The sequence below is a fragment of the Ferrovibrio xuzhouensis genome (assembly GCF_042648965.1).
Taxonomy (GTDB): domain Bacteria; phylum Pseudomonadota; class Alphaproteobacteria; order Ferrovibrionales; family Ferrovibrionaceae; genus Ferrovibrio; species Ferrovibrio xuzhouensis.
Genome location: NZ_JBHRYJ010000001.1, coordinates 1,666,579 through 1,688,703 on the forward strand (window position 1 = coordinate 1,666,579; position 22,125 = coordinate 1,688,703).

At 68.6% G+C, this 22,125-nt stretch carries 22 protein-coding genes and 1 tRNA gene; 13 read left to right on the forward strand and 10 right to left on the reverse strand.

Going from position 1 to position 22,125, the window contains the following annotated elements:
• Positions 1–49 precede the first annotated feature (49 nt).
• Positions 50–2,167 carry a thioredoxin domain-containing protein gene (locus tag ACFOOQ_RS08245; protein WP_379724266.1) on the forward strand — a complete coding sequence of 706 codons (2,118 nt, stop codon included), beginning with the start codon at positions 50–52 and terminating at the stop codon, positions 2,165–2,167.
• A gap of 39 nt (positions 2,168–2,206) precedes the next feature.
• Here the strand turns inward: ACFOOQ_RS08245 and ACFOOQ_RS08250 are convergent, their stop codons facing one another.
• Entirely contained in the window at positions 2,207–3,481 is a 1,275-nt protein-coding gene (locus ACFOOQ_RS08250; protein ID WP_379724269.1) for an MFS transporter, read from the reverse strand.
• A 92-nt stretch (positions 3,482–3,573) separates the two neighbouring features.
• Here ACFOOQ_RS08250 and ACFOOQ_RS08255 point away from each other — a divergent pair, with 92 nt between their 5' ends.
• Positions 3,574–4,251, forward strand: a complete 678-nt coding sequence (locus ACFOOQ_RS08255; protein ID WP_379724272.1) for a TetR/AcrR family transcriptional regulator — start codon at positions 3,574–3,576, stop codon at positions 4,249–4,251.
• Positions 4,252–4,255: 4 nt separating this feature from the next.
• Here the strand turns inward: ACFOOQ_RS08255 and ACFOOQ_RS08260 are convergent, their stop codons facing one another.
• Entirely contained in the window at positions 4,256–5,431 is a 1,176-nt protein-coding gene (locus ACFOOQ_RS08260; RefSeq protein ID WP_379724275.1) for an MFS transporter, read from the reverse strand.
• A gap of 148 nt (positions 5,432–5,579) precedes the next feature.
• Between ACFOOQ_RS08260 and ACFOOQ_RS08265 the strand changes: the two genes are divergently transcribed.
• The 5 genes from ACFOOQ_RS08265 to ACFOOQ_RS08285 all read left to right on the forward strand — a co-directional run bounded on the left by ACFOOQ_RS08265 (position 5,580) and on the right by ACFOOQ_RS08285 (position 9,629).
• Positions 5,580–6,026: an ArsR/SmtB family transcription factor gene (locus ACFOOQ_RS08265; RefSeq protein WP_379724278.1), complete on the forward strand. Its 447-nt coding sequence runs from the start codon at positions 5,580–5,582 to the stop codon at positions 6,024–6,026.
• Positions 6,027–6,100: 74 nt separating this feature from the next.
• Positions 6,101–6,361 carry a hypothetical protein gene (locus ACFOOQ_RS08270; protein ID WP_379724281.1) on the forward strand — a complete coding sequence of 87 codons (261 nt, stop codon included), beginning with the start codon at positions 6,101–6,103 and terminating at the stop codon, positions 6,359–6,361.
• A 245-nt stretch (positions 6,362–6,606) separates the two neighbouring features.
• On the forward strand, positions 6,607–7,959 hold the full coding sequence (egtB, locus tag ACFOOQ_RS08275) for an ergothioneine biosynthesis protein EgtB (RefSeq protein ID WP_379724284.1): 1,353 nt from the start codon (positions 6,607–6,609) through the stop codon (positions 7,957–7,959).
• Between the two features lie 42 nt (positions 7,960–8,001).
• Positions 8,002–9,003 (forward strand): L-histidine N(alpha)-methyltransferase, encoded by a 1,002-nt coding sequence (egtD, locus tag ACFOOQ_RS08280; RefSeq protein WP_379724286.1) that lies wholly within the window; start codon positions 8,002–8,004, stop codon positions 9,001–9,003.
• Between the two features lie 83 nt (positions 9,004–9,086).
• Positions 9,087–9,629, forward strand: a complete 543-nt coding sequence (locus tag ACFOOQ_RS08285; protein ID WP_379724289.1) for a PAS domain-containing protein — start codon at positions 9,087–9,089, stop codon at positions 9,627–9,629.
• 23 nt (positions 9,630–9,652) lie between these two features.
• Here ACFOOQ_RS08285 and ACFOOQ_RS08290 read toward each other — a convergent pair whose 3' ends face one another.
• Genes ACFOOQ_RS08290 through ACFOOQ_RS08300 form a run of 3 tightly spaced genes read right to left on the reverse strand, consistent with a single transcriptional unit; the run spans position 9,653 to position 14,561 of the window.
• Positions 9,653–10,804, reverse strand: coding sequence for an ABC transporter permease (locus tag ACFOOQ_RS08290; protein ID WP_379724292.1), 1,152 nt, complete (start codon positions 10,802–10,804; stop codon positions 9,653–9,655).
• A 2-nt stretch (positions 10,805–10,806) separates the two neighbouring features.
• A complete protein-coding gene (gene rbbA, locus ACFOOQ_RS08295) occupies positions 10,807–13,560 on the reverse strand; it encodes a ribosome-associated ATPase/putative transporter RbbA (RefSeq protein WP_379724295.1) in 2,754 nt (917 codons plus the stop codon).
• A gap of 11 nt (positions 13,561–13,571) precedes the next feature.
• Entirely contained in the window at positions 13,572–14,561 is a 990-nt protein-coding gene (locus tag ACFOOQ_RS08300) for an HlyD family secretion protein (RefSeq protein ID WP_379724297.1), read from the reverse strand.
• 105 nt (positions 14,562–14,666) lie between these two features.
• Between ACFOOQ_RS08300 and ACFOOQ_RS08305 the strand changes: the two genes are divergently transcribed.
• The 4 genes from ACFOOQ_RS08305 to ACFOOQ_RS08320 are packed head-to-tail and all read left to right on the forward strand — an operon-like array spanning position 14,667 to position 16,723.
• The gene (locus ACFOOQ_RS08305; protein ID WP_379724300.1) at positions 14,667–15,710 is read left to right on the forward strand and encodes a DUF2332 domain-containing protein; all 1,044 of its coding nucleotides are present in this window, start codon (positions 14,667–14,669) and stop codon (positions 15,708–15,710) included.
• A 58-nt stretch (positions 15,711–15,768) separates the two neighbouring features.
• Entirely contained in the window at positions 15,769–16,092 is a 324-nt protein-coding gene (locus ACFOOQ_RS08310) for an ArsR/SmtB family transcription factor (protein ID WP_379724303.1), read from the forward strand.
• The gene (locus ACFOOQ_RS08315; RefSeq protein ID WP_379724306.1) at positions 16,089–16,514 is read left to right on the forward strand and encodes an SRPBCC family protein; all 426 of its coding nucleotides are present in this window, start codon (positions 16,089–16,091) and stop codon (positions 16,512–16,514) included. The genes ACFOOQ_RS08310 and ACFOOQ_RS08315 overlap by 4 nt, the downstream gene beginning before the upstream one ends.
• 5 nt (positions 16,515–16,519) lie before the next feature.
• On the forward strand, positions 16,520–16,723 hold the full coding sequence (locus ACFOOQ_RS08320; RefSeq protein WP_379724308.1) for a hypothetical protein: 204 nt from the start codon (positions 16,520–16,522) through the stop codon (positions 16,721–16,723).
• A gap of 16 nt (positions 16,724–16,739) precedes the next feature.
• Here the strand turns inward: ACFOOQ_RS08320 and ACFOOQ_RS08325 are convergent, their stop codons facing one another.
• From ACFOOQ_RS08325 to ACFOOQ_RS08335, 3 genes are all read right to left on the reverse strand, one after another.
• Positions 16,740–17,051, reverse strand: a complete 312-nt coding sequence (locus tag ACFOOQ_RS08325) for a DUF3861 domain-containing protein (RefSeq protein ID WP_379724311.1) — start codon at positions 17,049–17,051, stop codon at positions 16,740–16,742.
• A 31-nt stretch (positions 17,052–17,082) separates the two neighbouring features.
• The gene (locus ACFOOQ_RS08330; protein WP_379724314.1) at positions 17,083–17,727 is read right to left on the reverse strand and encodes a PadR family transcriptional regulator; all 645 of its coding nucleotides are present in this window, start codon (positions 17,725–17,727) and stop codon (positions 17,083–17,085) included.
• A gap of 99 nt (positions 17,728–17,826) precedes the next feature.
• Positions 17,827–18,591 (reverse strand): SDR family oxidoreductase, encoded by a 765-nt coding sequence (locus ACFOOQ_RS08335; protein ID WP_379724317.1) that lies wholly within the window; start codon positions 18,589–18,591, stop codon positions 17,827–17,829.
• Positions 18,592–18,706: 115 nt separating this feature from the next.
• On the opposite strand from ACFOOQ_RS08335, the gene ACFOOQ_RS08340 reads away from it, so the two are divergent.
• On the forward strand, positions 18,707–19,615 hold the full coding sequence (locus tag ACFOOQ_RS08340; protein WP_379724319.1) for a LysR family transcriptional regulator: 909 nt from the start codon (positions 18,707–18,709) through the stop codon (positions 19,613–19,615).
• Positions 19,616–19,647: 32 nt separating this feature from the next.
• Here the strand turns inward: ACFOOQ_RS08340 and panC are convergent, their stop codons facing one another.
• Together panC and ACFOOQ_RS08350 are read right to left on the reverse strand one after the other, a co-directional pair.
• Positions 19,648–20,481 (reverse strand): pantoate--beta-alanine ligase, encoded by an 834-nt coding sequence (gene panC, locus ACFOOQ_RS08345; protein ID WP_379724322.1) that lies wholly within the window; start codon positions 20,479–20,481, stop codon positions 19,648–19,650.
• Between the two features lie 33 nt (positions 20,482–20,514).
• Positions 20,515–20,601 (reverse strand) — tRNA-Leu (locus ACFOOQ_RS08350).
• 263 nt (positions 20,602–20,864) lie between these two features.
• Here ACFOOQ_RS08350 and ACFOOQ_RS08355 point away from each other — a divergent pair.
• A complete protein-coding gene (locus ACFOOQ_RS08355) occupies positions 20,865–22,112 on the forward strand; it encodes an adenylate/guanylate cyclase domain-containing protein (protein ID WP_379724326.1) in 1,248 nt (415 codons plus the stop codon).
• Positions 22,113–22,125 lie beyond the last annotated feature (13 nt).

The window sequence follows — 22,125 nt, forward strand, 5'->3', positions numbered from 1 at the left end:
CCGGAATGGGGGCGTCAGCCCGAGAAGCAAGCAGGGACAAATACCTAGCATGGCCGGCGACCCGTTGTCAGGGATCAACCCGCAGAATCTGGATACCGGTCGGAACAATCTCGACCGCGCCGCCTCGCCCTATCTGCTGCAGCATCGCGACAATCCGGTGCACTGGCAGGTCTGGGGCCCCGCGGCGCTGGCCGCCGCCCAGGCCGCCGACAAGCCGATCCTGCTGTCGATCGGCTATGCCGCCTGCCACTGGTGCCACGTGATGGCGCACGAGAGCTTCGAGAATCCCGCGATCGCCGCAGTGATGAACCGGCTCTATGTCAACATCAAGGTCGACCGCGAGGAGCGGCCGGACATCGACACCATCTACATGAACGCGCTGCACCTGCTCGGCGAGCAGGGCGGCTGGCCGCTGACCATGTTCCTGACGCCGAAGGGCGAGCCCTTCTGGGGCGGCACGTATTTTCCGGCCGAGGCCAGGTTCGGCCGGCCGGCCTTCACCGAGGTGCTGGAAAAGGTCTCCGAGGCCTATCACCAGAACAAGTCCGCCATCGCCCAGAACGTGAAGATGCTGGTCGGCGGCCTGCGCAACATGGCCAGGCCGCAGTCGCGCGACCGGCTCGATTTGAGCAACGATACGCTCGACCAGGTGGCCGGCCAGCTGCTCGGCCATGTCGACCCCCGGCATGGCGGCATCGGCGGCGCCCCGAAATTCCCGCAGACCGGCCTGTTCGACCTGCTGTGGCGGCATTACCTGCGCAGCGGCAGCGCCGAGGCCAGGCGCGTCGTGGTCAACACCATCACGAAGATGGCGCAGGGCGGCATCTACGACCATCTCGGCGGCGGCTTCGCGCGCTATTCGACCGATGCCGAATGGCTGGCGCCGCATTTCGAGAAGATGCTCTACGACAACGCCCAGCTGCTCGCCCATATGGCGCTGATCGAGGCCGAGACGCAGGATCCGCTGCTGCGCCAGCGCATCGACGAGACGGTCGGCTGGCTGTTGCGGGAGATGATCGCCGGCGGAGCGGCCCCGGGTGATGGTGGCGGTGGCTTCGCGGCGACCCAGGATGCGGATTCCGAAGGCGAGGAAGGCAGGTTCTACGTCTGGCAGAAGGCCGAGATCGACAGCCTGCTGGGCGATGCCGCACCGGATTTCTGCGCCGCCTATGACGTTACCGAACACGGCAACTGGGAACACAAGACCATCCTGCGCCGCAGCCTCGCGCCGGACCTCAAGGACGATGCAACGGAAGCGCGGCTTGCTGCCGCGCGCGCGGTGCTGTTTGCGGCACGCGACAAACGCATCAAGCCGGGCTGGGACGACAAGGTGCTGGCCGACTGGAACGGCCTGATGATCGCGGCGCTGACCAACCTGTCGATGCAGTACGACCGGCCGGACTGGCTGGCCGCCGCCGAGCGCGCCTTCGGCTTCGTGGTGGCGACGCTGGGCATCGGCGACGACAAACTCGGGCACAGCTGGCGCGCCGACCAGCTGGTCTTCCCCGGCCTGCTCGACGACTACGCCAACATGATGGAGGCGACGCTGGCGCTGTATGAAGCCACCGGCAGGCCGGACTACCTGGCGCAGGCGAAACGCTGGGGCGGCACGCTCGAGGCCGAGTATGCCGATGCAGTCAACGGCGGCTATTTCCTCACCGCACGCTCAGCCGAGGCGCTGGTCGCCCGCACGCGCACCGCGGCCGACAATGCGACGCCGGCCGGCAACGGCACGCTGGTCGGTGTGTTTGCAAGGCTGTGGTACCTGACCGGCGAGATCGACTGGCGCGAGCGGGCGCAGAGCCTGCTCGATGCCTTCGCCGGCGACGTGCCGCGCAACTTCTTCCCGATGGGGTCGTATCTGAACGGCTTCGACCTCTATGCCAATGCCGTGCAGGTGGCGATCATCGGCCGGCGCGGCGAGCCGGCGACCGATGCCCTGGTGCGCGCCGCCTATACCGTGTCGGTGCCGAACCGCGTGCTTGATGTGATCGCGCCCCAGTCAGAGAACGGGGACACCGCCCTGCCGGAAACCCATCCGGCCGCCGGCAAGACCCAGATCGACGGCCGACCGACCGCCTATGTCTGCATCGGCGCCACCTGCGGCCTACCGGTGACGACGCCCGGCGAACTGGCGTCTTCCCTGAAAGCAACACGGGCGGTGTAAACACCGCCCGCGCTTTTCACTCCTGATATCGTTCGGTCGTTACGCCGCCACAAACGCCGTGCTGCCCTTCTTGCCGCGGATCAGCAGGGCGAGCACCGCGGCCACCACGCCGGTGATGCCGGCGATGATGAAGGCGTCGAAATAGCTGCCCTGCTCGGTCCGCACATAGCCGGCGAAATAGGCCGCCGAGGCGGCGCCGAGCTGGTGGCCTGCCGCGATCCAGCCGAACACGATCGGCCCGTCGCGGTCGCCGAAAGCCTCGACCGCCAGCTTGACGGTCGGCGGCACCGTGGCGATCCAGTCGAGCCCGTAGAAGACCGCGAAGATCGACAGCGAATACAGCGAGAAATCGGTATAGGGCAGATAGATCAGCGAAATGCCACGCAGGCCGTAATACATGAACAGCAGCTTGCGTGGATCGTAGCGGTCGGTCAGCCAGCCCGAGCCTGTCGTGCCGATCAGGTCGAAAATGCCCATCAGCGCCAGCAGGCCGGCGGCCTTGACCTCGACGATGCCCATGTCGCCGCAGAACGAGATCAGATGGGTGCCGATCAGGCCGTTGGTGGTGAAACCGCAGATCCAGAAGGTGGCGAACAGCAGCCAGAAATCGGTCTTGCGCGAGGCGCGGCTGAGTGCCCCGAAGGCCAGCACCAGCGGATTGACCGCGGCGGCCTGCACCGGCGGCGCATTCGGGTCGGCACCATAGGGGATCATGTCCATGTCGGCCGGCCGCTCGGGCAGCAGCCACCAGACCAGGGGGATCAGCGCCGCGGCGCAGGCCGAGACGGTCCACACCACCGGCTGCCAGCCGTAGCCCTCCGCGATGGCGGCAAGGCCGGGCAGGAACACCAGCGTGCCGGTGGCGGTGCTGGCGGTGAGAATGCCCATGATCAGGCCGCGGTGGCTGACGAACCAGCGATTGACGACCGTCGCCCCCATCACCAGCGCGACGCAGCCGGACGCCACGCCCGACATCACGCCCCAGGTCGCCATCAGGTGCCAGGATTCGGTCATGAAGCCGCTCAGCCAGGTCGAGAACGACATCAGCACCAGGGCGCAGAGCAGGGTCCGCTTGATGCCGAAGCTCTGCATCAGGGCCGCGGCAAACGGCCCCATCAGGCCGTAGAGGAAGATGCCGATGGCAGCCGCCAGCGAAATGGTGTCGCGCTCCCAGCCAAACGCCTTCTCCAGCGGCAGGATCAGCACGCCGGGCGTGGCGCGCAGGCCGGCGGCGGCCAGCAGCGAGAGGAAGATCACGCCGACCACGACGAACGCGTAGGACTGGCCGGGGAAAAACCTGCGTGCTATGTTCATGTGACTGACCGGTACGTGTTATGGGCTGCCCCATATAGGTACCGATCGGTTACATGGTCAAGTCCCAAAATTGCACTGGTGCATTCAGACCAATGGCACGCAAACTCCAGACAGGTCGGCCGCAGACCGACCAGCACACCGCCCGGCCGCCCGCCAGCGCACAGCCGGGGAGCGCGCCGCCGCGCGCCGCCGACCGCATCCGCCAGAGCGCCCGCGACCTGTTCTACCGCGAGGGCATCCGCGCCGTCGGCGTCGACGAGATCGTCACCCGCGCCGGCGTCACCAAGCCGAGCCTGTACCGCAGCTTCCCGTCCAAGGACGAACTCGCCGCCGCCTACCTGCGCGACTACGAGCAGGAATTCTGGCAGCACTTCTACGCCGCCATGGACAAGGCAGCCGGCGCCGATCCGCGCAGCCGCCTGCTGGCCTATTTCGAGCGGCTGTCGAAACGCGCCGCCATGGGGGGCCATTACCGCGGCTGCGGGCTGAGCAATGCCACGGTGGAATATCCCCATGCCGGCCATCCGGCCCGCGAGGTGGCCGAGGCGCACAAGCGCGACCTGCGCCAGCGCCTCGCCGCCATGGCCGCCGAGATGGGCGCGCGCGATCCGGCCGCACTCGGCGATGCCCTGCTGCTGCTGATGGAAGGCTGTTTCATCACCGGCCAGCAGTTCGGCAAGGGCGGCCCGGCGCGGGTGGCGGCGCAGACCGCCGCGGCGCTGATCGATGCGGCGACCGCCGCGAAAGCGAAAAAGAAGAAAAAGGCCTGAGGCGTTACTCGGCCGGCACTGCCGCCAGCCTGCGGCGGCGCACCTGGTGCTCAAGGCCGAGCGCCAGCAAAGCCAGCAGCTCGATGCCGGCGCCGGCCCAGCCGAGCAGCTGCGGCCCCGGCCCGGCCATCACCAGGCCGCCGACCGCCGCGCCCAGTGCGCAGCCGGCATAGAGCGCCGAGGCATTCAGTGCCAGCACCACCGGTGCGCTCTGCGGCGCCAGGTCGATCAGCAGGGCCTGGCGCGCCGGCGCCGCCGAAAAGCCGGCCAGCGGCCACAGTCCGACCAGCGCCACGGCGAGCCATACCGCCGCACCCGGGATGGCCGGCAGCAGGCTGAACACCACGAAGATCGGCAGCAGCAACAGCACGGCATTGCGGGTGGTGGCGCGGCCGCCGATGCGGTCGGTGCTCCAGCCGCCGAACAGGTTGCCGGCGAAGGCGCAGCAGCCGAACAGCATCAGGACGGCGGCGAAGCCGAGGCCGGTGATGCCGCGCGGCATGAAATAAGCGGCGAGAAACGTGTAGAGCACATAGGCGCCGCCGACCCACAGTACGGTGACCAGCAGCGAATAGCGCACCGCCGGCATGCCGAGCGGCGCCAGCCGCTGGCGCAGCGACAGCACCATCGGCGGCATCATGCGCGGCAGGCCGACGGCGATGCCGAGGAAGGCCAGCCCGCCGAGCGCCGCCACCGCGACAAAGCTCATGCGCCAGCCGAACAGGTCGCCGATGGCGGTACCGAACGGCACGCCCACCGCGGTCGCCACGGTCAGGCCGGCGACCACGATGCTGAGCGCGCGGCCGCGCTGTTCCGGTGGCACCATGGCGCCGGCCAGCGCACCGGCGGCCGGCGTGTAGAGGCAGGCGAAGACCGCCATGCTGATGCGCAGGATCAGCAGGGTATGGAAGTCCGGCGCGAAGGCGGCGGCAAGGTTGGCGGCGGTGAAGACCGCCAGGCTGAGCAGCAGCACGCCGCGGCGCTCGAAGCGGCCGGTCAGCGCCGCCATGATCGGCGCCGCCACGGCGTAGGTCGCGGCGAACCAACCGATCAGGTGGCCGGCGGAATCGAGACTGACGCCGACATCGGTGGCGATTTCCGGCAGCAGGCCGGCGACCAGGAAGGATTCGGTCCCGATGGCGAAGGTGCCGAGGGCAAGCCAGACCAGGGCGAAGGACATGAAGGCTCCGGGCGGTTATGGTGTCTGGGGCGGGGTTAGTTCAAGGTTTTTTGAACTAATGGTGCGCCGCGGCCGCCGGGTCAAGGCGACAGGTACAATATTTATTGAACTATTGGATCAGGCCGGGATCTGACCTAGATTTGTCATCATGACCCGTCGCCTCTATCACCCGGACCGCGACCAGATCAGCCTGCCGGCCGTGCTCGACGCCCTGTCGGACCCGACAAGGCTGGCCATCGTGCTGCATCTCGACCGCGCCGGGGAATCGGTCTGCCGCAATCTGGCGCCCTGGGCGTCAAAGACCAGCCTCAGCTATCACTTTGCCCGGCTGCGCGAGGCCGGCGTCACCCGCGCCCGGCTGGAAGGCACCTTCCGCCATACCAGCCTGCGCCGCGACGACCTCGATGCCCGCTTTCCCGGCCTGCTCGACCACCTGATCGCGGCGGCGCGCCAGGATCCGGCGATTGCCGCCCTGCCCGACCTGATCACCCAGCACGACGAGCCGGGCCGGCCGAAGAAGCAGCCGGCAGCGAAAAAACCGGCGGCGGCAAAAAAGCCGGCGCAGAAAGCCGTGGCCCGGCGCCGCATCGCCTGACCTTTCCCCGTCATTGCCGCGTCACAAAGCCGTGGCGTATGTTTCCTCATCGCCGCGCATCAGGGAGAGTCTCGATGAAATCCTCGCGCCAGTGGGCCCGCGACATGTTTGCGTCCGTGCGCGGCCGCGAGGCCAGCGACTCCGAGGCCGACCGCTGGGTGATTGCGCAGATGGAGCAGAGCATCGCCCGCATCAAACGCGAGGCCTTTGCCGCCGGCGCCGACCGCTACAAGACCCGGCTGCTGCATTTCGCCACCCCATCGGAAAGCCTGCGCATCAACGCCCTCCGCTTCGAGGAGAAAGCGCCGGATAGCCGGCGGGGCGCCTGCGACTGACATCCTGCTGACAAAGCAGGGGTTTTCCGGCCCGCTTGCGATGAACTTTGTGTGTATCTGTGATGAATCACACCATCGTTCACGGTTTTCCCCTATACTTGTCATGATTCCGCGCTATCGTTGGAACCATCCTCGGGGACTAGGGTTAACCGGGGGATAGCCGGCCGCCGCCCGCGGCCTGACCGATCGACCTGTCCCAGCGGCTCTGTCCAGTGGGGCAGGACCAGTCCGACGGGAGACGGACCATGAGCGAGAACCTGGCCGGCGATTTCCGCGGCGCCCCCAACAGGCCCGACAGGGGCAAACCAGCCGACGGCACGGCCGCGGCAGACCTGACCGACCGCTACCGCGCCGTCCGCCGCCTGACCGAAACCCTGGCCGCGCCGCTGAGCGCCGAGGACCAGCAGGTCCAGTCGATGCCCGATGCCAGCCCGACGAAATGGCACCGCGCCCATGTCACCTGGTTCTTCGAGACCTTCCTGCTGAAGCCCAACCTGCCGGGCTACGCGGTGTTCGATCCGCAGTTCCACTACCTGTTCAATTCCTATTACGAGACTCTGGGCGAGCGGCAGGCGCGGCCCGAGCGCGGCCTGATCAGCCGGCCATCGGCCGAGACCGTTACCCGCTATCGCCGCCATGTCGACAGCGCCATGGCCGAACTGCTGGAAAGTGCCGATGCGGCGCAACTCGCGCGGCTCACGCCGCTGCTCGAACTCGGCTTCGCCCATGAGGAACAGCACCAGGAGCTGATCCTCACCGACATCAAGCATGCCTTTTCGCGCCATGCCTTCGCCCCGGCCTATCGCCCGGCGCAGATGCTGCGCCAGACCACCCTGCCGGCGGTCGAGTACATCGCCTTTACCGGCGGCATCCACCCGATCGGCCATGATCCGGACGACGGCTTCGCTTTTGACAATGAAAGCCCGCGCCACCAGGTGCTGCTGCAGCCCTATCGCCTCGCCAGCCGGCCGATCAGCTGCGGTGAATATCTCGCCTTCATGGCCGACGGCGGCTACGCGAAGTCCGACCTGTGGCTGTCGGACGGCTGGGCGACGGTGCAGCGCGAGGGCTGGCAGGCGCCGGCCTACTGGCGCCGCGACGGCGCGGCCGGCAGCAAGGATGGCGACAGCTGGCGCATCTTTACCCTGCAGGGCGAACGCGCCGTCGATCCCTCCGAACCGGTCTGCCATGTCTCGTTTTACGAAGCTTCGGCCTATGCCGCCTGGGCCGGCCGGCGCCTGCCCACCGAAGCGGAATGGGAGCATGCCGCCGCCTCGCGCCAGGCCCGCCGCCAGGGCGGCTTCCTCGACCCGATGCATCCGCATCCGCGCCCGGCCGCACCGGGACCCGACGGCGGCCTGCATGTCTGCGGCGAGGTCTGGGAATGGACCCGCTCGGCCTATGAGCCCTACCCCGGCTTCCGCCCGCTCGAAGGCGCCGCCGGCGAATACAACGGCAAATTCATGATCGGCCAGCAGGTGCTGCGCGGCGGCTCCTGCGCCACCCCGGCCGGCCACCTGCGGCTCAGCTACCGTAATTTCTTTCCGCCGGCCGCGCGCTGGCAGTTCTCCGGCATCCGCCTCGCCGACGACGTCTGATCTCCGGCGCCGTCGTCCATAAATCAAGTACGGGAGACCGTCATGAATTCCTTTGCCATCCTGCCGCGCAACGGCCTGCAGCCCCAGCCCGACAGCCAGGACGCCCGCGGCTTCGCCGCCGATGTGCAGGCCGGCCTGCGCCGCCGGCGCAAGGCGATCCCGTCGAAGTATTTCTACGATACCCGTGGCTCGGCGCTGTTCGAGCAGATCTGCGAGCTGCCGGAATACTATCCGACCCGCACCGAATGCACCCTGCTGGAAGGCCATGCCGCCGCGATCGCGGATGCCATCGGCGCCGATGCCGAGATCGTCGAGTTCGGTGCCGGCGCCACCCGCAAGGTGCGTTACCTGCTCGATACGCTCGACCGCCCGCGCGGCTATCTGCCGATCGACATTTCGGGCGAGCATCTGGAGGATTCCGCCGCCCGGCTGCGCGCCGATTATCCTGGCCTGCCGGTCACCGTGGTGGCCGGCGACTATACGGCGGGTCTCGACCTGCCGGCGCCGCCCAAAGGCACCAGGCGCCGCGCCGGTTTCTTTCCCGGCTCGACCATCGGCAACTTCACCCCGGCCGAGGCGCTCGGCTTCCTCGCGGCGGCCGCCCGCCTGCTGAAAAGCAGCAACCGCGACGGGCTTTCCGCCGGCGGCCTGCTGATCGGCGTCGACCTGGTGAAGGACCCGGCGATCCTGCATGCCGCCTACAACGATGCCGCGGGCGTCACCGGCGCTTTCAACCTCAACGTCCTGCACCGCATCCGCCGCGAGCTCGACAGCGACATCGACCCGGCCGGCTTCGACCATTACGCCTTCTACGAGCCGCGCCTGCAGCGCATCGAGATGCATCTGGTCAGCCGCGCCGCGCAGACCGTGCGGATCGGCCGCGCCCGGCACAGCTTCGCCGCCGGCGAATCGATCCATACCGAGAATTCCTGCAAATACACGCTGGACGGCTTCGGCAAGCTGGCACGCCGCGCCGGCTTCCGGCCGGCAGCGGTATGGTGCGATCCGGACGAATTGTTCAGCATTCACTGGCTCGAACTGTGAGGCCGGCGGACATATCCGAAAAGTAACGGCACGTATCCGGATGGTAACGCGCGCGGCGGGACGGCTTCTGCTTCTATCCCGCCATGCTTATCGATCCGAAACTGCTGCACCCGGAACCCGCTCTCGGCGACGGCTGGCAGGTCGTCGGCGACCATACCGATACCAGCGGCTGGCATCCGCAGGTCGCCGCGCTGCTGTGCTACTGGCGCACCCGGCGGCCGGCGGGCCGCCTGCCCAGCCGCCAAGCCATCGACCCGTTCAGCCTGCGCGGCATCCTGCCCTGCCTGTGGATGCTCGACATCCAGCGCGAGCCCGGGACACAGCATGCCTGGCGGTTCAGCTACCGGCTGGCCGGCACCCGCTTCACCGCCCTGCTCGGCTTCGAGGTCACGCGGCGCTGGTATGACGAGGTCCGGCCACAGGCCTATGCCGCCAACCGCATCCGGCTGATCACGGTGGCGCGCGACGGCGTGCCGACCTGGCGGCGCGGCCCGATGCCGCTGGAAGACGGCAACTGGCAGCAGACCGAGAACCTGATGCTGCCGCTGGCCGCCGATGGCATCACCGCCGACATCATCCTCGGCATCTCGGTGCGCTACACCCGCGATGGCACGACGCTGGCCTGAAAATCCTGACCTGACGGCCGGCCCTATTGCTGCCGTGCCAGAAAGGCGCGGAAGCGGCTGAGGCTGAAGCCGAAAAACGCCGCGCCCATGGCAAGGATGGCGAGGATTTCCGGCCAGACCGTATCCAGCCCGGCGCCGCGCGACAGGATCGCCTGGGTCAGCGCCACGTAATGCTTGGTCGGCAGCAGCTGCACGGCATACTGCAGCCATTGCGGCATGCCCTCCAGCGGGGTCAGCGCACCCGACAGCAGGTACATCGGCATCTGCACCAGGATGAACAGCAGCGCGAACTGCGCCATGGTGCCGGCCAGGGTGGCCAGGAAGATGCCGAGCGATGCGGCGAAAAACAGGTACAGCGCCGTCGCCGCCACGAACAGGCCGACCGAGCCGGCGACGCGCATGCCGAGCACGCCCTCCAGCACGCTGTAGAAGCACACCATCGCCATGACGAGGATCACCCCGCCATTGGCGATGATCTTGGCCAGCATGATCTCGACCGCGCGCACCGGCATCACCAGCAGGTGTTCCAGGGTGCCGTGCTCGCGTTCGCGCATCAGCGCCGCACCGGTCAGCAGGATCGCCAGCATGTTGATCACCTGCAGCAGCGCCATGCTGCCGGTGAACCAGGTCGATTCCAGCGTCTGGTTGAAGGCGACCCGCAGCTTCAGGTCGACGGCATCGGGCGGTGCTTCGCCCTCGCGGCGCAGGAAGCGGCCGATCTCCTCGGCGGCGATCTGCTGGATATAATTGGCGCCGATGCCGGCCTGCATCACCGCGGTGGCATCGACCAGCAGTTGCAGCGACGGCGTATGGCCGGCCAGCACATCGGCCTGGAAATCCGGCGGGATGTCGAGCACGAAGGTGAACCTGGCGCGATCCATGGCGCGGTCGACTTCGGTCGGTGCCAGCGCCACGGGCTTCTGGAAGCGCGGTGGCAGGAAGCCATCGACGATGCGCTGCGACAGGGCCGAACGGTCCTCGTCGACCACGCCGAGCGAGGCATGCACCAGGTCATGCGACGTGCCGGTGGCCTGGGCATAGACCATCAGGGTGAAGGCATAGAGCATGAAAATGAACAGCACGTGATCGCGCCGCAGGCTGGTGATCTCCTTGCCGCAGAGCCGCAGGATGTTGCGCAGCGACTGTCGCAGTTCGCCCAGCATGGTCCCGGCCATGCTCAGCGCTCCTGCTTGCGCAGGAACAGCCAGGCCAGCGCCAGCAGCACCGGCCAGAAGGCGGCGGTGGCGAGAATGAACGGCATCAGTTCCGCCAGCCCCAGCCCCTTGGTGAAGGCGCCGACGCTGGTGCGCAGGAAATAGGTGGCGGGAAACAGCGCGCCGATCAGCCGGGCGCCGCCCTGCAGAGTCGAGACCGGCTGCATCAGGCCGGAGAAATGCACCGTCGGCATGATGGTCAGCACCGCCGTGCCGAACAGCGCCGCCACCTGGCTGCGGGTGAAACACGACGTGACCAGCCCGATGGCGGTGCTGCAGAATACGTAGAGCAGCCCGCCGGCCAGCAGTCCGACGATGCTGCCCTTCAGCGGCACGCCGAACACGAAGATGGCCAGCCCGATCAGCAGCAGCAGGTTGACACCTGCCAGCGCCACATAGGGCAGCTGCTTGCCGAGCAGGAATTCCAGCTTGCGCACCGGCGTGACGTAGAAATTGATGATCGAGCCGCGCTCGCGCTCGGAGACGACGCCGAGCGCGGTGAGAATGGCCGGGATCAGCATCAGCAGCATGGCGAACAGCGCCGGCACCATGGCGTCGATGCTGCGGAAGGCCTGGTTGTAGCGGAACCGCACGGCGATATCGGCGACGGCCGGCACGGTTCGCCCGGCCTGTTCGGCGACCAGCGCCAGGAAGCGCTGGTGCACGGCGGCGACATAGCCCTTGATGGTCTCGGCACGGAACGGCATGCCGCCATCGACCCAGACCGAGATTTCCGTCGGCCGGCCGCGATGCAGGTCGGCACCGAACCCGGGCGGAACCTCGATGGCCAGCGCCACATGCCCGCCGCGCAGGTCGGCGATCAGCGCCCCGGCATCGGCCAGATCGGGATCGCGCCGGAAATACGGCGAGCCGGCGAATTCATCGATATAGGCGCGGCTCTCCGGCGTGCGGTCGCGGTCGAGCACGGCGAAGGCGACATGGTCGACATCGAAGGTGATGCCATAGCCGAACAGCAGCATCAGCATCACCGTGCCGAACAGCGCGAAGACCAGCCGCACCGGATCTCGCAGCAGCTCGGTGCCCTCGCGGCCGGCGTAGGCCCCGAAGCGACGCAGCGAGAACCAGCCGCGCCGGCGCGGCCTGCTCTCCGGCGGCGTCGCCGCCACCGCGGCAACCTCCGGCGGCGGTGCTTCCTCCAGGCTGCGGCCGCCCTGTTCCATATAGGCGATGAAGGCGTCTTCCAGGGTCGCCGCGCCCTGCTGCTCCTGCAAGGCGGCCGGCCGGCCGGTGGCGATCACCCGGCCCGCATGCATGAAGGCGACGCGGTCGCAGCGCGCGGCTTCCGCCATGTAATGGGTCGAGATGAAGATGGTCACGCCGCGCTCGCGCGACAGCCGCAGCAGATCCTGCCAGAACATCTCGCGGGCCACCGGGTCGACGCCCGAGGTCGGCTCGTCGAGGATCAGGATTTCCGGCTCGTGGATGATGGCGACGGCCAGCGACAGGCGCTGGCGCACCCCCATCGGCAGCGCGTCGGCGACGGCATCAAGGTAGGGCACCAGATCGAAGCGTTCGGCCAGGGTCTGGCTGCGTTGCGCCGCCGTCGCCGCATCGAGACCGTAGAGCGCGGCGTGCAGCGCCAGATTCTGCCGCACGCTGAGTTCGCCATAGAGCGAGAAGCTCTGCGCCATGTAGCCGATGCGCCGGCGGATGGCGAAGGCGCCCGCCGCCACCGTCTCGCCGAACAGCCGCCCCTCGCCCTCGGACGCCGGCAGCAGGCCGGTCAGCATCTTCATCGTCGTGGTCTTGCCGCAACCGTTCGAGCCGAGGAAACCGAAGATCTCGCCGCGGCGCACCGCCAGATCGACATGGTCGACCGCGGTGAAATCGCCGAAGTGCCGGGTCAGACCCCTTGCTTCAATAATAATGGGCGCCTCGATCACCACCGGCGCCGCGCCATCCGTCGCCGGCGGCGGCGGGGCATGGCCATCGGCGCCGAGGCCGCCGCGGCGCTCCGGCGGCAGCAGCGCGATGAAGGCCGCTTCCAGCGAGGCGGCGCCGCTTTTCGCTTTCAGCGCGGCCGGGCTGCCTTCGGCGAGAATGCGGCCGCGATCCATCAGCACCACGCGGCCGAACCGCTCGGCCTCGTCCATGGTCGAGGTGGCGACCAGCAGGGCCAGCTGCGGCCGGTCCCGCCTTATGCTGTCGACCAGCGCCCAGAACTGCCGGCGCGACAGCGGGTCGACGCCGGTGGTCGGCTCATCGAGGATCAGCAGGTCGGGATCGTGCACCAGCGCACAGCACAGGCCGAGCTTCTGCTTCATGCCGCCGGACAGCTTCTGCATCGGCCGGCCGGCGAACGGCGCCAGGCCGGTCACCGCCAGCAGGGCGGCGATGCGCCGTGTCCGCTCGCGCCGGCCGAGGCCGAACAGGCGGGCGAAGAAGGCGACATTCTCCGCCACCGTCAGCGCCGGATAGAGATTGCGCCCGAGGCCCTGCGGCATATAGGCGATGCGCGGCTGGACGTCCTCGCGCGCGCGGCGGTTCGCCATATCGGCGCCGAGCGCCAGGATGCGGCCCCGCTGGATTGCCCGTGCGCCGGCGGCGAGCGCCAGCAGGGTCGACTTGCCGACGCCGTCCGGCCCCACCAGCGCGAGCGTCTCGCCCGGCGCCAGCGCAAGGCTGACGTTGTCGAGCGCCGCCAGCTTGCCGTAAGCATGGCCGACGCCTGCGATGCTGAGTCCTGCCGCGGTCATCCGCGCCGCCGTCAGTGGTCGCCGCGGGTCAGATCGGATTCCAGCCAGTCCGGCCAGACGGCGCTGTCGTCGAGCCGGATATAGGCCATGCCGGTGACGCCGGTCTTGACCTGCGCGATGTAGCGCTGCACCAGCGTCTGCGGCACCCGCACCTTGACGCGGAACATCATGCGATCGCGCTCGCTGCGGGTCTCGACCTCCTTGGGCGTGAACTGGGCGCGCGGCGACACGAAGGAGACCTTGCCCGGCACCGGCGTGCCGGATGCCGCGTCGATGACGATGCGTGCATCGGCGCCGACGGCGATGCGGCCGGCCACTTCGGAGGGCATGAACACCGTCATGTAGACATCGGTCAGATCGAGCAGGGTGGCGACGCGGCCGCCGGCGGCCAGCACCTCGCCGGGCTCGGCCAGGCGAAAGAGAATACGGCCCGAGCGCGGCGCGGCCAGCACGCCGTCGGCGACCAGGTCGCGCAGCCGGTCGGCATCGGCCTCGGCGGTGCGGATTGCCGCCTCGGAGGCGCCGAGCTTGGCCTGTGCCGCATCCAGCGTCGCCTGGGCGGTACGGCGGATGTTGCGCTGCTGGTCGACCTTCTGTTCGGAGACGTAGTTCTTGCCCACCAGCACCAGGGCGCGCTGCAGGTCCTTGTCGGCCAGATCAAGCTCGCTGCGGCGCTGGGCGATTTCCGCCTGCACCTGGGTGCGGTATTGCAGGGCCTGCTGGACCTGCGCCTCGGCCGAACGCAGTTGCGCCTCGAGATCGCGGGTATCCATACGGGCGATCACCGTGCCGGCCTTCACCAGGTCGCCCTCGTCGACCGCGATATCCTGCACCCGTGCCGCGTATTTGGTGGCGATGTCGATTTCGCTGGCCTCGATGCGGCCGTTGCCGGCGACGAAGCCCGGCGGCAGCACCTGCCGGTGCTTCAGGTAATACCAGCCCCCTGTGGCGGCAGCGGCCGCCAGCAGCAGAACGGCGATAACAGCGAACAGGCGCCGCATGCGGGCTCCGGGGGTGGATATCTGGAAGGCTCAGACTGCCGGCCGCGCGGCCGTATTGCATTGCGGCAGATCAATCGGGCAGGATGGTTCGCAAAAGGCTCCGCCATGACATCCGCCGCCGCCATCGTGCCGCATTTCCACCGCCAGGCCGCCTATTGCACGACGCTCGGCTCGCCGCTGACCGCCGCCGTCCTCACCACCATTGCCGACCTGCTGGAGCGTGCCGATGCGCCAGCCTGGACCGCCGTGCTGCGCGACTGGCCGGGCGATCCGGGCGCCGATGCCCTGGCGCTCAGGGTCGCCGGCGCGCTGCATCGCGCGGTGCTCGACGGCGATGCCGAGCTGGCGGTCGCCTATGCCGCCGGGCGGGTCGACGCCGCGCTGATCGATACGGTCTTCACCCGTCACCCGGGGCTGCTGACACGCTACCTGCAGGGGCCGCCGCAGACCAACGACCCGCTGCGCTCGGCCGTGCTGCTCGGTGGCTTCCTGACCATCGCTGCCGCAACCGGCCGGCCGCTGGCGCTGCGCGAGATCGGCGCCAGTGCCGGCATCAACCTGATGTGGGATACCTACGCCTATGATTTCGGATCATGGTGCTTCGGCGATCCGCTGGCGGCGCCTTTCCTGCTGCAGGCGCAATGGCAGGGGCCGCAGCCGCCCGCGGCAAAGATCGCGGTGCACAGCCGCGCCGGCTGCGACGTGCAGCCGCTGGATGCGCGCGACCCGGAGCAGCGCAAGCGGCTGCTGTCCTACATCTGGGCCGACCAGTGGCCGCGGCTCGAGCGCGTCGCCATGGCGCTGGAGCATGCCGGGCGCGGCGGCCCGCCGCCGGAGCAGATCCATGCCGGCGATTTCGTCGCCCGCGAGCTGGCCGCCCGGCCGCGCGATGCCGCCCTTGTGCTCTATCATTCGATCGTCTGGCAGTATGTCGATCCGGCCGAACAGCAGCGCATCGCCGCCGCCATGGCGGCAGCCGGGCAGACCGCCACGGCAGAAGCACCGCTCGCCTGGCTGCGGTTCGAGCCCGGCACGGCGAAAGACGGCGCCGATCTCAGCCTGACCCTGTGGCCGGGCGGCGAAACCCGCCGGCTCGCCGAGGCGGATTATCACGGCCGCTGGATCCGCTGGCTCAACGGAACCGCTTGACCGATCCATAACTGTTCGGTTATACATCTATCCATAATCAACGGGTTATGGATCACAGATGCCGAACACCCAGGATATCCTGTTCAAAACGCTCGCCGATCCGACCCGGCGGGCGATCTTCGAGCGGCTGTGCCGCGACGGCGAACTGACGGTCGGGGCCCTGACGGCGCAGGCCGGCATCTCGCAGCCGGCGGTCTCCAAACATCTCGCGGCGCTGAAACTGGCCGGGCTGGTGCGCGACCGCCACCAGGGGCGCCAGACCCATTACAGCCCGCAGCCCGGCGGCCTTGCCCCGCTGAACGACTGGACCGGCCAGATGGCCGGCTTCTGGCAGGCCCGGTTCGACGACCTCGAAAACCTGCTCAACCGGATGGATCAATGACCAGCAGTGCCACCGAAATCCGCTCCGTCGTCGTCGAGCGCGACGTCCCGCATCCGCCGGAGAAGATCTGGCGCGCGCTGACCCAGCCGCACCTGATCGAGGACTGGCTGATGAAAAACGATTTCGCGCCGGTCACCGGGCACCGCTTCAGCCTGCGGGTCGAGCCGCAACCGCACTGGGACGGCGTCATCGCCTGCGAGGTGCGCATCGTCGAGCCGAACAGAACCCTGTCCTACAGCTGGGCCGCGCTCGGTCTCGACAGCGTGGTGACCTGGACGCTGACGCCGATCCCGGCGGGCACCCGGCTGCGCATGGAACAGACGGGCTTCCGGCCCGATCAGCCGCAGGCCTACACCGGCGCCCGGCATGGCTGGCAGAAATTCTTCGCCGGGCTGGAAATCCTGCTGGCGCGGGAGGCATGACGCGCATGGGTACATGGATGCGGCAAAGCCATCGCTGGCTGTCGATCGTCTTCACGGCAACCGTCGTCGCCAATTTCGCGGTCCGTGCCTTCGGCGAACCGCCGCTGTGGCTGACCTATGCGCCGCTGCCGCCGCTGTTCCTGCAACTGTTCAGCGGCCTGTATCTCTTCGCGCTGCCCTATGCCGGCAGAGGACGCGCCGGGCACTGAACCGGCAGGCCGCCGGTCAGCCGGCCGCCGTCGCCGCGCGGGTGCGTTCCTTCAGGCGGCCGATGAAATCGCGCAGCGCCGGCTGCAGATCGGCGAACAGCGGATCGTCGCGATGGGCCAGCATCACCTCGGTGAACAGTTTCAGCCCGATCGCCAGCGCGGCGGATTCGTCGCGGGCATAGCGGAAGCCGGCGGTGACGCGCTCGGCGATGCCGAGCACGTCGTCATGGTTCACCGCCTCGAAGCTGAGCGGCGGGCGGATCGTGCCGTCCTCGCGCGGGGTGGCAAGATGCTCGACGGTGATGCGGTAGCGGTGGCCTTTTTTCATGATCTCTGGTTCCGTCAGGATTGAAGGGCCGTCACTCGCCGCGGATCTCGCGGATGGCGCGGACCAGGATGTCGATCACCCGGCGCTGTTCCTCCGGCGCCGCATCGGCCTTGTCACGCAGCAGGTGGCGCAGGGTGTGGCGGATGCCGCGCAGGCTGCGCGGATCGGCATCCGGCGCCTCCTCAGCCTCCTCGCCGCCGGCGAAGAACTGCCGGACGCGCGCCATGCGCTCGCCGACACGGGCAAGCTCTGCCAGCATGGTGCTGGCCTGGGTGCGGCGGTCGGCCAGATGGGCGCCGCCCTCGGCGGTGAGGCTGTAGAGCTTCTTGCTGCCTTCGGCGACGACGGTGGCGAAGCCGATCTCTTCCAGATAGGTCAGCGCCGGATAGATCACGCCGGGGCTCGGCGCGTAGAAACCGTGGCTGTGCTCTTCCAGCGCCTTGATGATCTCGTAGCCGTGGCGCGGTTTCTCGGCCAGCAGGGCGAGGATCAGCAGCTGCAGGTCCTCGGCGCCGACCATGCGGCTGGCGCGGAAACCGCGGCCGCCCATGCCGGCCTCGCCGAACATGCCGGCGGCGAAACCGCCCGGGCCGAAACCGCCGCCATGGCGGCCGCGCCGGCGGTGCATCATCTTGTGGGCGATATGCTCACGAAGAGCTTCTTTGAATCCATGCATTTACGGGGTGACTCCTATCACTCGTTGTGTCTTTTGATGTATCGTAAGATACACTGAGCGATATGGGAGTCAACCCGATTTGTTCAAGAGCCCGAATTTTCAGGCCATGCCGCCGTTGGCGCGCAGCACCTGGCCGTTGACCCAGCCGGCCTCGGGTCCGGCGAGGAAGGCGACCACGGCAGCGATGTCTTCGGGCTGGCCCAGCCGCCCGAAAGGGTTCAGCCCGGCGAGGAAGCGGATCTGCTCGTCGGTCTTGCCCGCCGTGAACAGCTCGGTCTCGACCGGGCCCGGCGCCACGGCATTCACCGTGATGGCACGGCCCTTCAGCTCCTTGGCCAGCACCCGGGTCAGCATCTCGACGGCAGCCTTGGTCGCCGTGTAGGGGCCATAGCCCGGCAGGGCCAGCGCAATCGCACTGGTCGAGAAGTTGATGATACGGCCGCCATCGCGCAGGCGGTTCGCCGCCTGCTGCATGGTGTTGAAGCTGCCCATCAGGTTGACGGCAAATTCGCGCTGCACCGCGCCGGGATCGGCATTGGCGATCGGCAGCATGGTCATGATGCCGGCGTTGTTGACCAGCACGTCGACGCCGCCGAAGGCCTGCGCGGTCTCGTCGAACAGCCGCGCCGCATCGGCGGGCAGCGACACATCGGCCTTCACCGCGATGGCGCGGCCGCCGGCCGCCGCGATCTCGGCGACGGCCTGGTCGGCATCGTCGCTGCGGCTGGCGTAATTGACGGTGACGGCGAAGCCATCGGCGGCGAGGCGCAGCGCGATGGCCCGGCCGATGCCGCGCGAGGCGCCGGTGACGATGGCGGCCCCAGTCTGGGATGAGAGGGTCTGGGTGGTGGAAACGGTGGTCATGGGAAGGTCCTTTCTCTTTTATAGCCGGCAGGGCCGGCAGGACAGACGTTAGGGCTTGACCACTCCTGACTCCAACGCAACTTTGTCATTCCATGAGTGATCTGGAGTCATCCATATGGCCTTCGACAGCCGCCTGCTGACCGGCATCGGCGTGCTGGTCGCCGTGGTCGAGGCCGGCAGCTTCGTGCGCGCCGCCGACGGGCTCGGCCTGACCGCCTCCGGGGTCAGCCGCGCCATCGCCAGGCTGGAACAGCGCGTCGGCGTGCGCCTGCTGCACCGGACCGCGCGCGCCGTGTCGCTGACCGACGAGGGCCGCCGCTTCTATGACGAGGTGGCGCCGCTGCTGTCGGGCATCGAGGACTCCGCCACCCGCACTGCCGGCGCGGCGGCCCGCGTGCACGGCCGCCTGCGCATCAGCGTCGATGCCGCGGTAGCCAGCTTCATCCTGCTGCCGCACATCGGCCGGCTGCTCGACCGGCATCCCGATCTCGAGGTCGACATCGAGGTGCGCGACCGGCTCGGCGACCTGGTGGCCGACGGCTTCGACCTGTCGCTGCGTTTCGCCGATCCGCAGCTGCCGTCCGGCCTGATCGCCCGGCGGCTGTCGACCACGCGGGTGGTGACCTGCGCGACGCCGGACTACATCACCCGCCATGGCCGGCCGCAGCATCCGCGCGACCTCGAAGCCCATCGCTGCATCCTGCTGCGCGATGAATCCGCTGCCGGGCGGCCGTTCGGCTGGGAGTTCCGGCGCGACGGCGAGACCGTGCCGGTGCTGGCGCGCGGCCGGCTGATGGTCAACGATACCCACAGCCTGCTGGCCGGCTGCCTGTCGGGCTACGGCATCGCCCAGCTGCTGGAGTTCTACATCCGCGACCGGCTGGCCGACGGCCGCCTCGTCGACCTGTTCCCCGACTGGGCCGAGGAAACCTTCCCGCTCTATGTTTTCTTCCGCTCGCGCAGCCTGCCGCCGGCCAAGGTCTGCGCCTTCCTCGATTTCGTGCAGGAAGAAATCACCGCGTAAATCGCGGGTTTTCGCGCCTCAGCCGGTTGGGCTCAGCCGGGCAGCGGGATATTGTCGATCAGCCGGGTGCGGCCAAGCCGCACGGCGAGCGACAGCAGCGCGCCGGCACTCACCGTCTCCAGTTCGGACAGCAGCTCCGGGTCGGCCACCGAGACATATTCGATCCCGGCCAGCGGCTCGGCCGCCAGCACATCGCGCATCGCCTGGCGCAGGCGGCCGGCATCGCGTTCGCCTGCCTTGTACAGCGCGGCGGCGGCATCAAGCGCGCGGCTGAGCGCCGTGGCCGCCTGGCGCTCATCGGGTTGCAGATAGACATTGCGGCTGCTCATGGCGAGCCCGTCGACCTCGCGCACTGTCGGGCAGACGATGACCTCCAGCGGCATGTCGAGATCGCGCACCATGCGGCGGATCACCACGCATTGCTGCGCGTCCTTCTGGCCGAAATAGGCGCAGCTCGGCTGCACGATGTTGAACAGCTTGGCCACCACGGTGGCGACGCCGCGGAAATGCCCGGGCCGCACCGCGCCTTCCAGCGTGTCGGTCACTGTCGTTACTTCCACGGCGGTCAGGCTGCCCGGCGGATACATCTCGGCGACGCCAGGCGTGAACACGAGGTCGCAGCCGGCCGCGCGCAGCAGCGCAAGGTCGCGTTCCATGTCGCGCGGATAGCGGCTGAAATCCTCACTGGGGCCGAACTGGGTCGGATTGACGAAGATGCTGGCGGCGACGGCGCCGCACTCTTCCCTGGCCCGGCGCACCAGGCTGAGATGGCCCTCGTGCAGGAAGCCCATGGTCGGCACGAAGCCGAGCCGGCCAAGCCGGCCGCGGGCCTGGCGGAATTCCGCGATGGTGGCGGCGATCTCCATGTCTCTCCCGCCCTCCCTGGCCGGTCAGTCTGCTGGTGCCCGCTGCCGGACTCGAACCGGCACGGCCTTGCGGCCTCGGGATTTTAAGTCCCGTGCGTCTACCAATTCCGCCAAGCGGGCAGGCCCTCCTGCATAGACGGCCGCCGGCCCAAGGGTCAATCACCGGGGTCAATTGCCGGACCGGTCCGGGACCGGGGCGCCCTACCCGGTTGGCTGCCGGTCCGGTAACCGTCTCGCCGGTTGCAAAGCCCGGACGGCGCCACCGCCGGCTGCCGCGCTGCATACGCTGGCGGCAGGGATCGGCGGTTTTTTTGTCAGCAGCATGAAAAAGCCGGCAGACTCCGGATTGTAGCGGCCATCACACCGCCCTATATGCTGCGGCCATGGACCCCGCCGCCTTCGCCCGGATCGCCCGCCGGATCGCCGATGCCTCGCTCGGCGGTCTCAACGAAGGCGAGATCCTCGCCGACTTCTGCACCGCCCTGAACGAGGTCGACATCCCGGTCAGCCGTGCCGTGCTGGGCGCCGATACCCTGCATCCGGTGCTGGCCGGCCGCATCTTCGGCTGGAAGCGCGACGAAGCGGGCATCATCCTGCATGAATTCGGCCGCTCGACCACCGAAGAGGGCGAGCGCAAATGGCGCGAAAGCCCGTTCCATCACCTCGAGCAGACCGGTGCCGCCCAGCTGCGCGTGCGCATCGACGGCCATAACGGCGACTTCCCCTTCCCGGTGGTCACCGATCTGGCTGCCGAGGGCTATACCGATTTCCTCGTCACCATGACGCGCTTCGGCGACAAGGCGATCATCGGCCAGCTCGACTCGATCTATGCCTCATGGTCGACCGGCACTGCCGGGGGCTATACCGAGCGGCAGATCGAGATGCTGGAATCGCTGATCCCGTTCGCCGCCGCCGCGATCCGCTCGGCCAGTGTGCGCCGCATCGCCGACACGCTGGCCGAAACCTATCTCGGCCGCGACGCCGCGCGCCGCGTGCTCAGCGGCACCATCACCCGCGGCGAGGCCGAGCGCATCTCGGCCGCCCTGTGGTTCAGCGACCTGCGCGGCTTCACCCGGCTGTCGGATACCGTGTCGCCGGAACTGATCATGCCGCTGCTGAACGACTATGCCGGCGCCGCGGTGGCGGCGATCCACCAGCATGGCGGCGAGGTGCTGAAGTTCATGGGCGACGGGATTCTGGCGATCTTCCGCAACGACGGCGAGCGCCATACCGATCTCGAAGCCGCCACCCACGATGCCCTGCGCGCGCTCTGCCAGGCGCAGAAGAACCTGCGCGAGGTGCGCAACCGCCGCGCCAATGCCGGCCTGCCGGTGGCCGACATGACGGTCGCCCTGCATGTCGGCGATGTGCTGTATGGCAATTTCGGCGGCGAGGACCGCCTCGATTTCACCGTGGTCGGCCCGGCGGTGAACGAGCTGTCGCGCATCGCCGGCATGGTGCGCGTGGTCGACCAGCCGGCGATCCTGTCGGCCGCCTTCCGCCAGGCCGCCGGCGGCATGAAGGACAAGGCGGTCTCGCTCGGCCGCTATGCGCTGCGCGGTGTCGAGACGCCGCAGGAGCTGTTCACGCTCGATCCGGAATTCCTGCGCGCCAAGCTCATGGCGGCGTAAGCCGCAAGCTCGT

What these genes read in the sequence shown, in the direction of transcription:
- ACFOOQ_RS08300 (WP_379724297.1), bottom strand. Translation starts at nt 14,561, where the DNA reads ATGCGGCGCCTGTTCGCTGTTATCGCCGTTCTGCTGCTGGCGGCCGCT.
- ACFOOQ_RS08310 (WP_379724303.1), top strand. Translation starts at nt 15,769, where the DNA reads ATGCCGAACACCCAGGATATCCTGTTCAAAACGCTCGCCGATCCGACC.
- ACFOOQ_RS08285 (WP_379724289.1), top strand. Translation starts at nt 9,087, where the DNA reads ATGCTTATCGATCCGAAACTGCTGCACCCGGAACCCGCTCTCGGCGAC.
- panC (WP_379724322.1), bottom strand. Translation starts at nt 20,481, where the DNA reads ATGGAGATCGCCGCCACCATCGCGGAATTCCGCCAGGCCCGCGGCCGG.
- ACFOOQ_RS08270 (WP_379724281.1), top strand. Translation starts at nt 6,101, where the DNA reads ATGAAATCCTCGCGCCAGTGGGCCCGCGACATGTTTGCGTCCGTGCGC.
- egtB (WP_379724284.1), top strand. Translation starts at nt 6,607, where the DNA reads ATGAGCGAGAACCTGGCCGGCGATTTCCGCGGCGCCCCCAACAGGCCC.
- ACFOOQ_RS08250 (WP_379724269.1), bottom strand. Translation starts at nt 3,481, where the DNA reads ATGAACATAGCACGCAGGTTTTTCCCCGGCCAGTCCTACGCGTTCGTC.
- ACFOOQ_RS08265 (WP_379724278.1), top strand. Translation starts at nt 5,580, where the DNA reads ATGACCCGTCGCCTCTATCACCCGGACCGCGACCAGATCAGCCTGCCG.
- rbbA (WP_379724295.1), bottom strand. Translation starts at nt 13,560, where the DNA reads ATGACCGCGGCAGGACTCAGCATCGCAGGCGTCGGCCATGCTTACGGC.
- ACFOOQ_RS08245 (WP_379724266.1), top strand. Translation starts at nt 50, where the DNA reads ATGGCCGGCGACCCGTTGTCAGGGATCAACCCGCAGAATCTGGATACC.
- ACFOOQ_RS08315 (WP_379724306.1), top strand. Translation starts at nt 16,089, where the DNA reads ATGACCAGCAGTGCCACCGAAATCCGCTCCGTCGTCGTCGAGCGCGAC.
- ACFOOQ_RS08330 (WP_379724314.1), bottom strand. Translation starts at nt 17,727, where the DNA reads ATGCATGGATTCAAAGAAGCTCTTCGTGAGCATATCGCCCACAAGATG.
- ACFOOQ_RS08355 (WP_379724326.1), top strand. Translation starts at nt 20,865, where the DNA reads ATGGACCCCGCCGCCTTCGCCCGGATCGCCCGCCGGATCGCCGATGCC.
- ACFOOQ_RS08255 (WP_379724272.1), top strand. Translation starts at nt 3,574, where the DNA reads ATGGCACGCAAACTCCAGACAGGTCGGCCGCAGACCGACCAGCACACC.
- ACFOOQ_RS08335 (WP_379724317.1), bottom strand. Translation starts at nt 18,591, where the DNA reads ATGACCACCGTTTCCACCACCCAGACCCTCTCATCCCAGACTGGGGCC.
- ACFOOQ_RS08260 (WP_379724275.1), bottom strand. Translation starts at nt 5,431, where the DNA reads ATGTCCTTCGCCCTGGTCTGGCTTGCCCTCGGCACCTTCGCCATCGGG.
- ACFOOQ_RS08320 (WP_379724308.1), top strand. Translation starts at nt 16,520, where the DNA reads ATGGGTACATGGATGCGGCAAAGCCATCGCTGGCTGTCGATCGTCTTC.
- ACFOOQ_RS08325 (WP_379724311.1), bottom strand. Translation starts at nt 17,051, where the DNA reads ATGAAAAAAGGCCACCGCTACCGCATCACCGTCGAGCATCTTGCCACC.
- ACFOOQ_RS08290 (WP_379724292.1), bottom strand. Translation starts at nt 10,804, where the DNA reads ATGGCCGGGACCATGCTGGGCGAACTGCGACAGTCGCTGCGCAACATC.
- ACFOOQ_RS08340 (WP_379724319.1), top strand. Translation starts at nt 18,707, where the DNA reads ATGGCCTTCGACAGCCGCCTGCTGACCGGCATCGGCGTGCTGGTCGCC.
- ACFOOQ_RS08305 (WP_379724300.1), top strand. Translation starts at nt 14,667, where the DNA reads ATGACATCCGCCGCCGCCATCGTGCCGCATTTCCACCGCCAGGCCGCC.
- egtD (WP_379724286.1), top strand. Translation starts at nt 8,002, where the DNA reads ATGAATTCCTTTGCCATCCTGCCGCGCAACGGCCTGCAGCCCCAGCCC.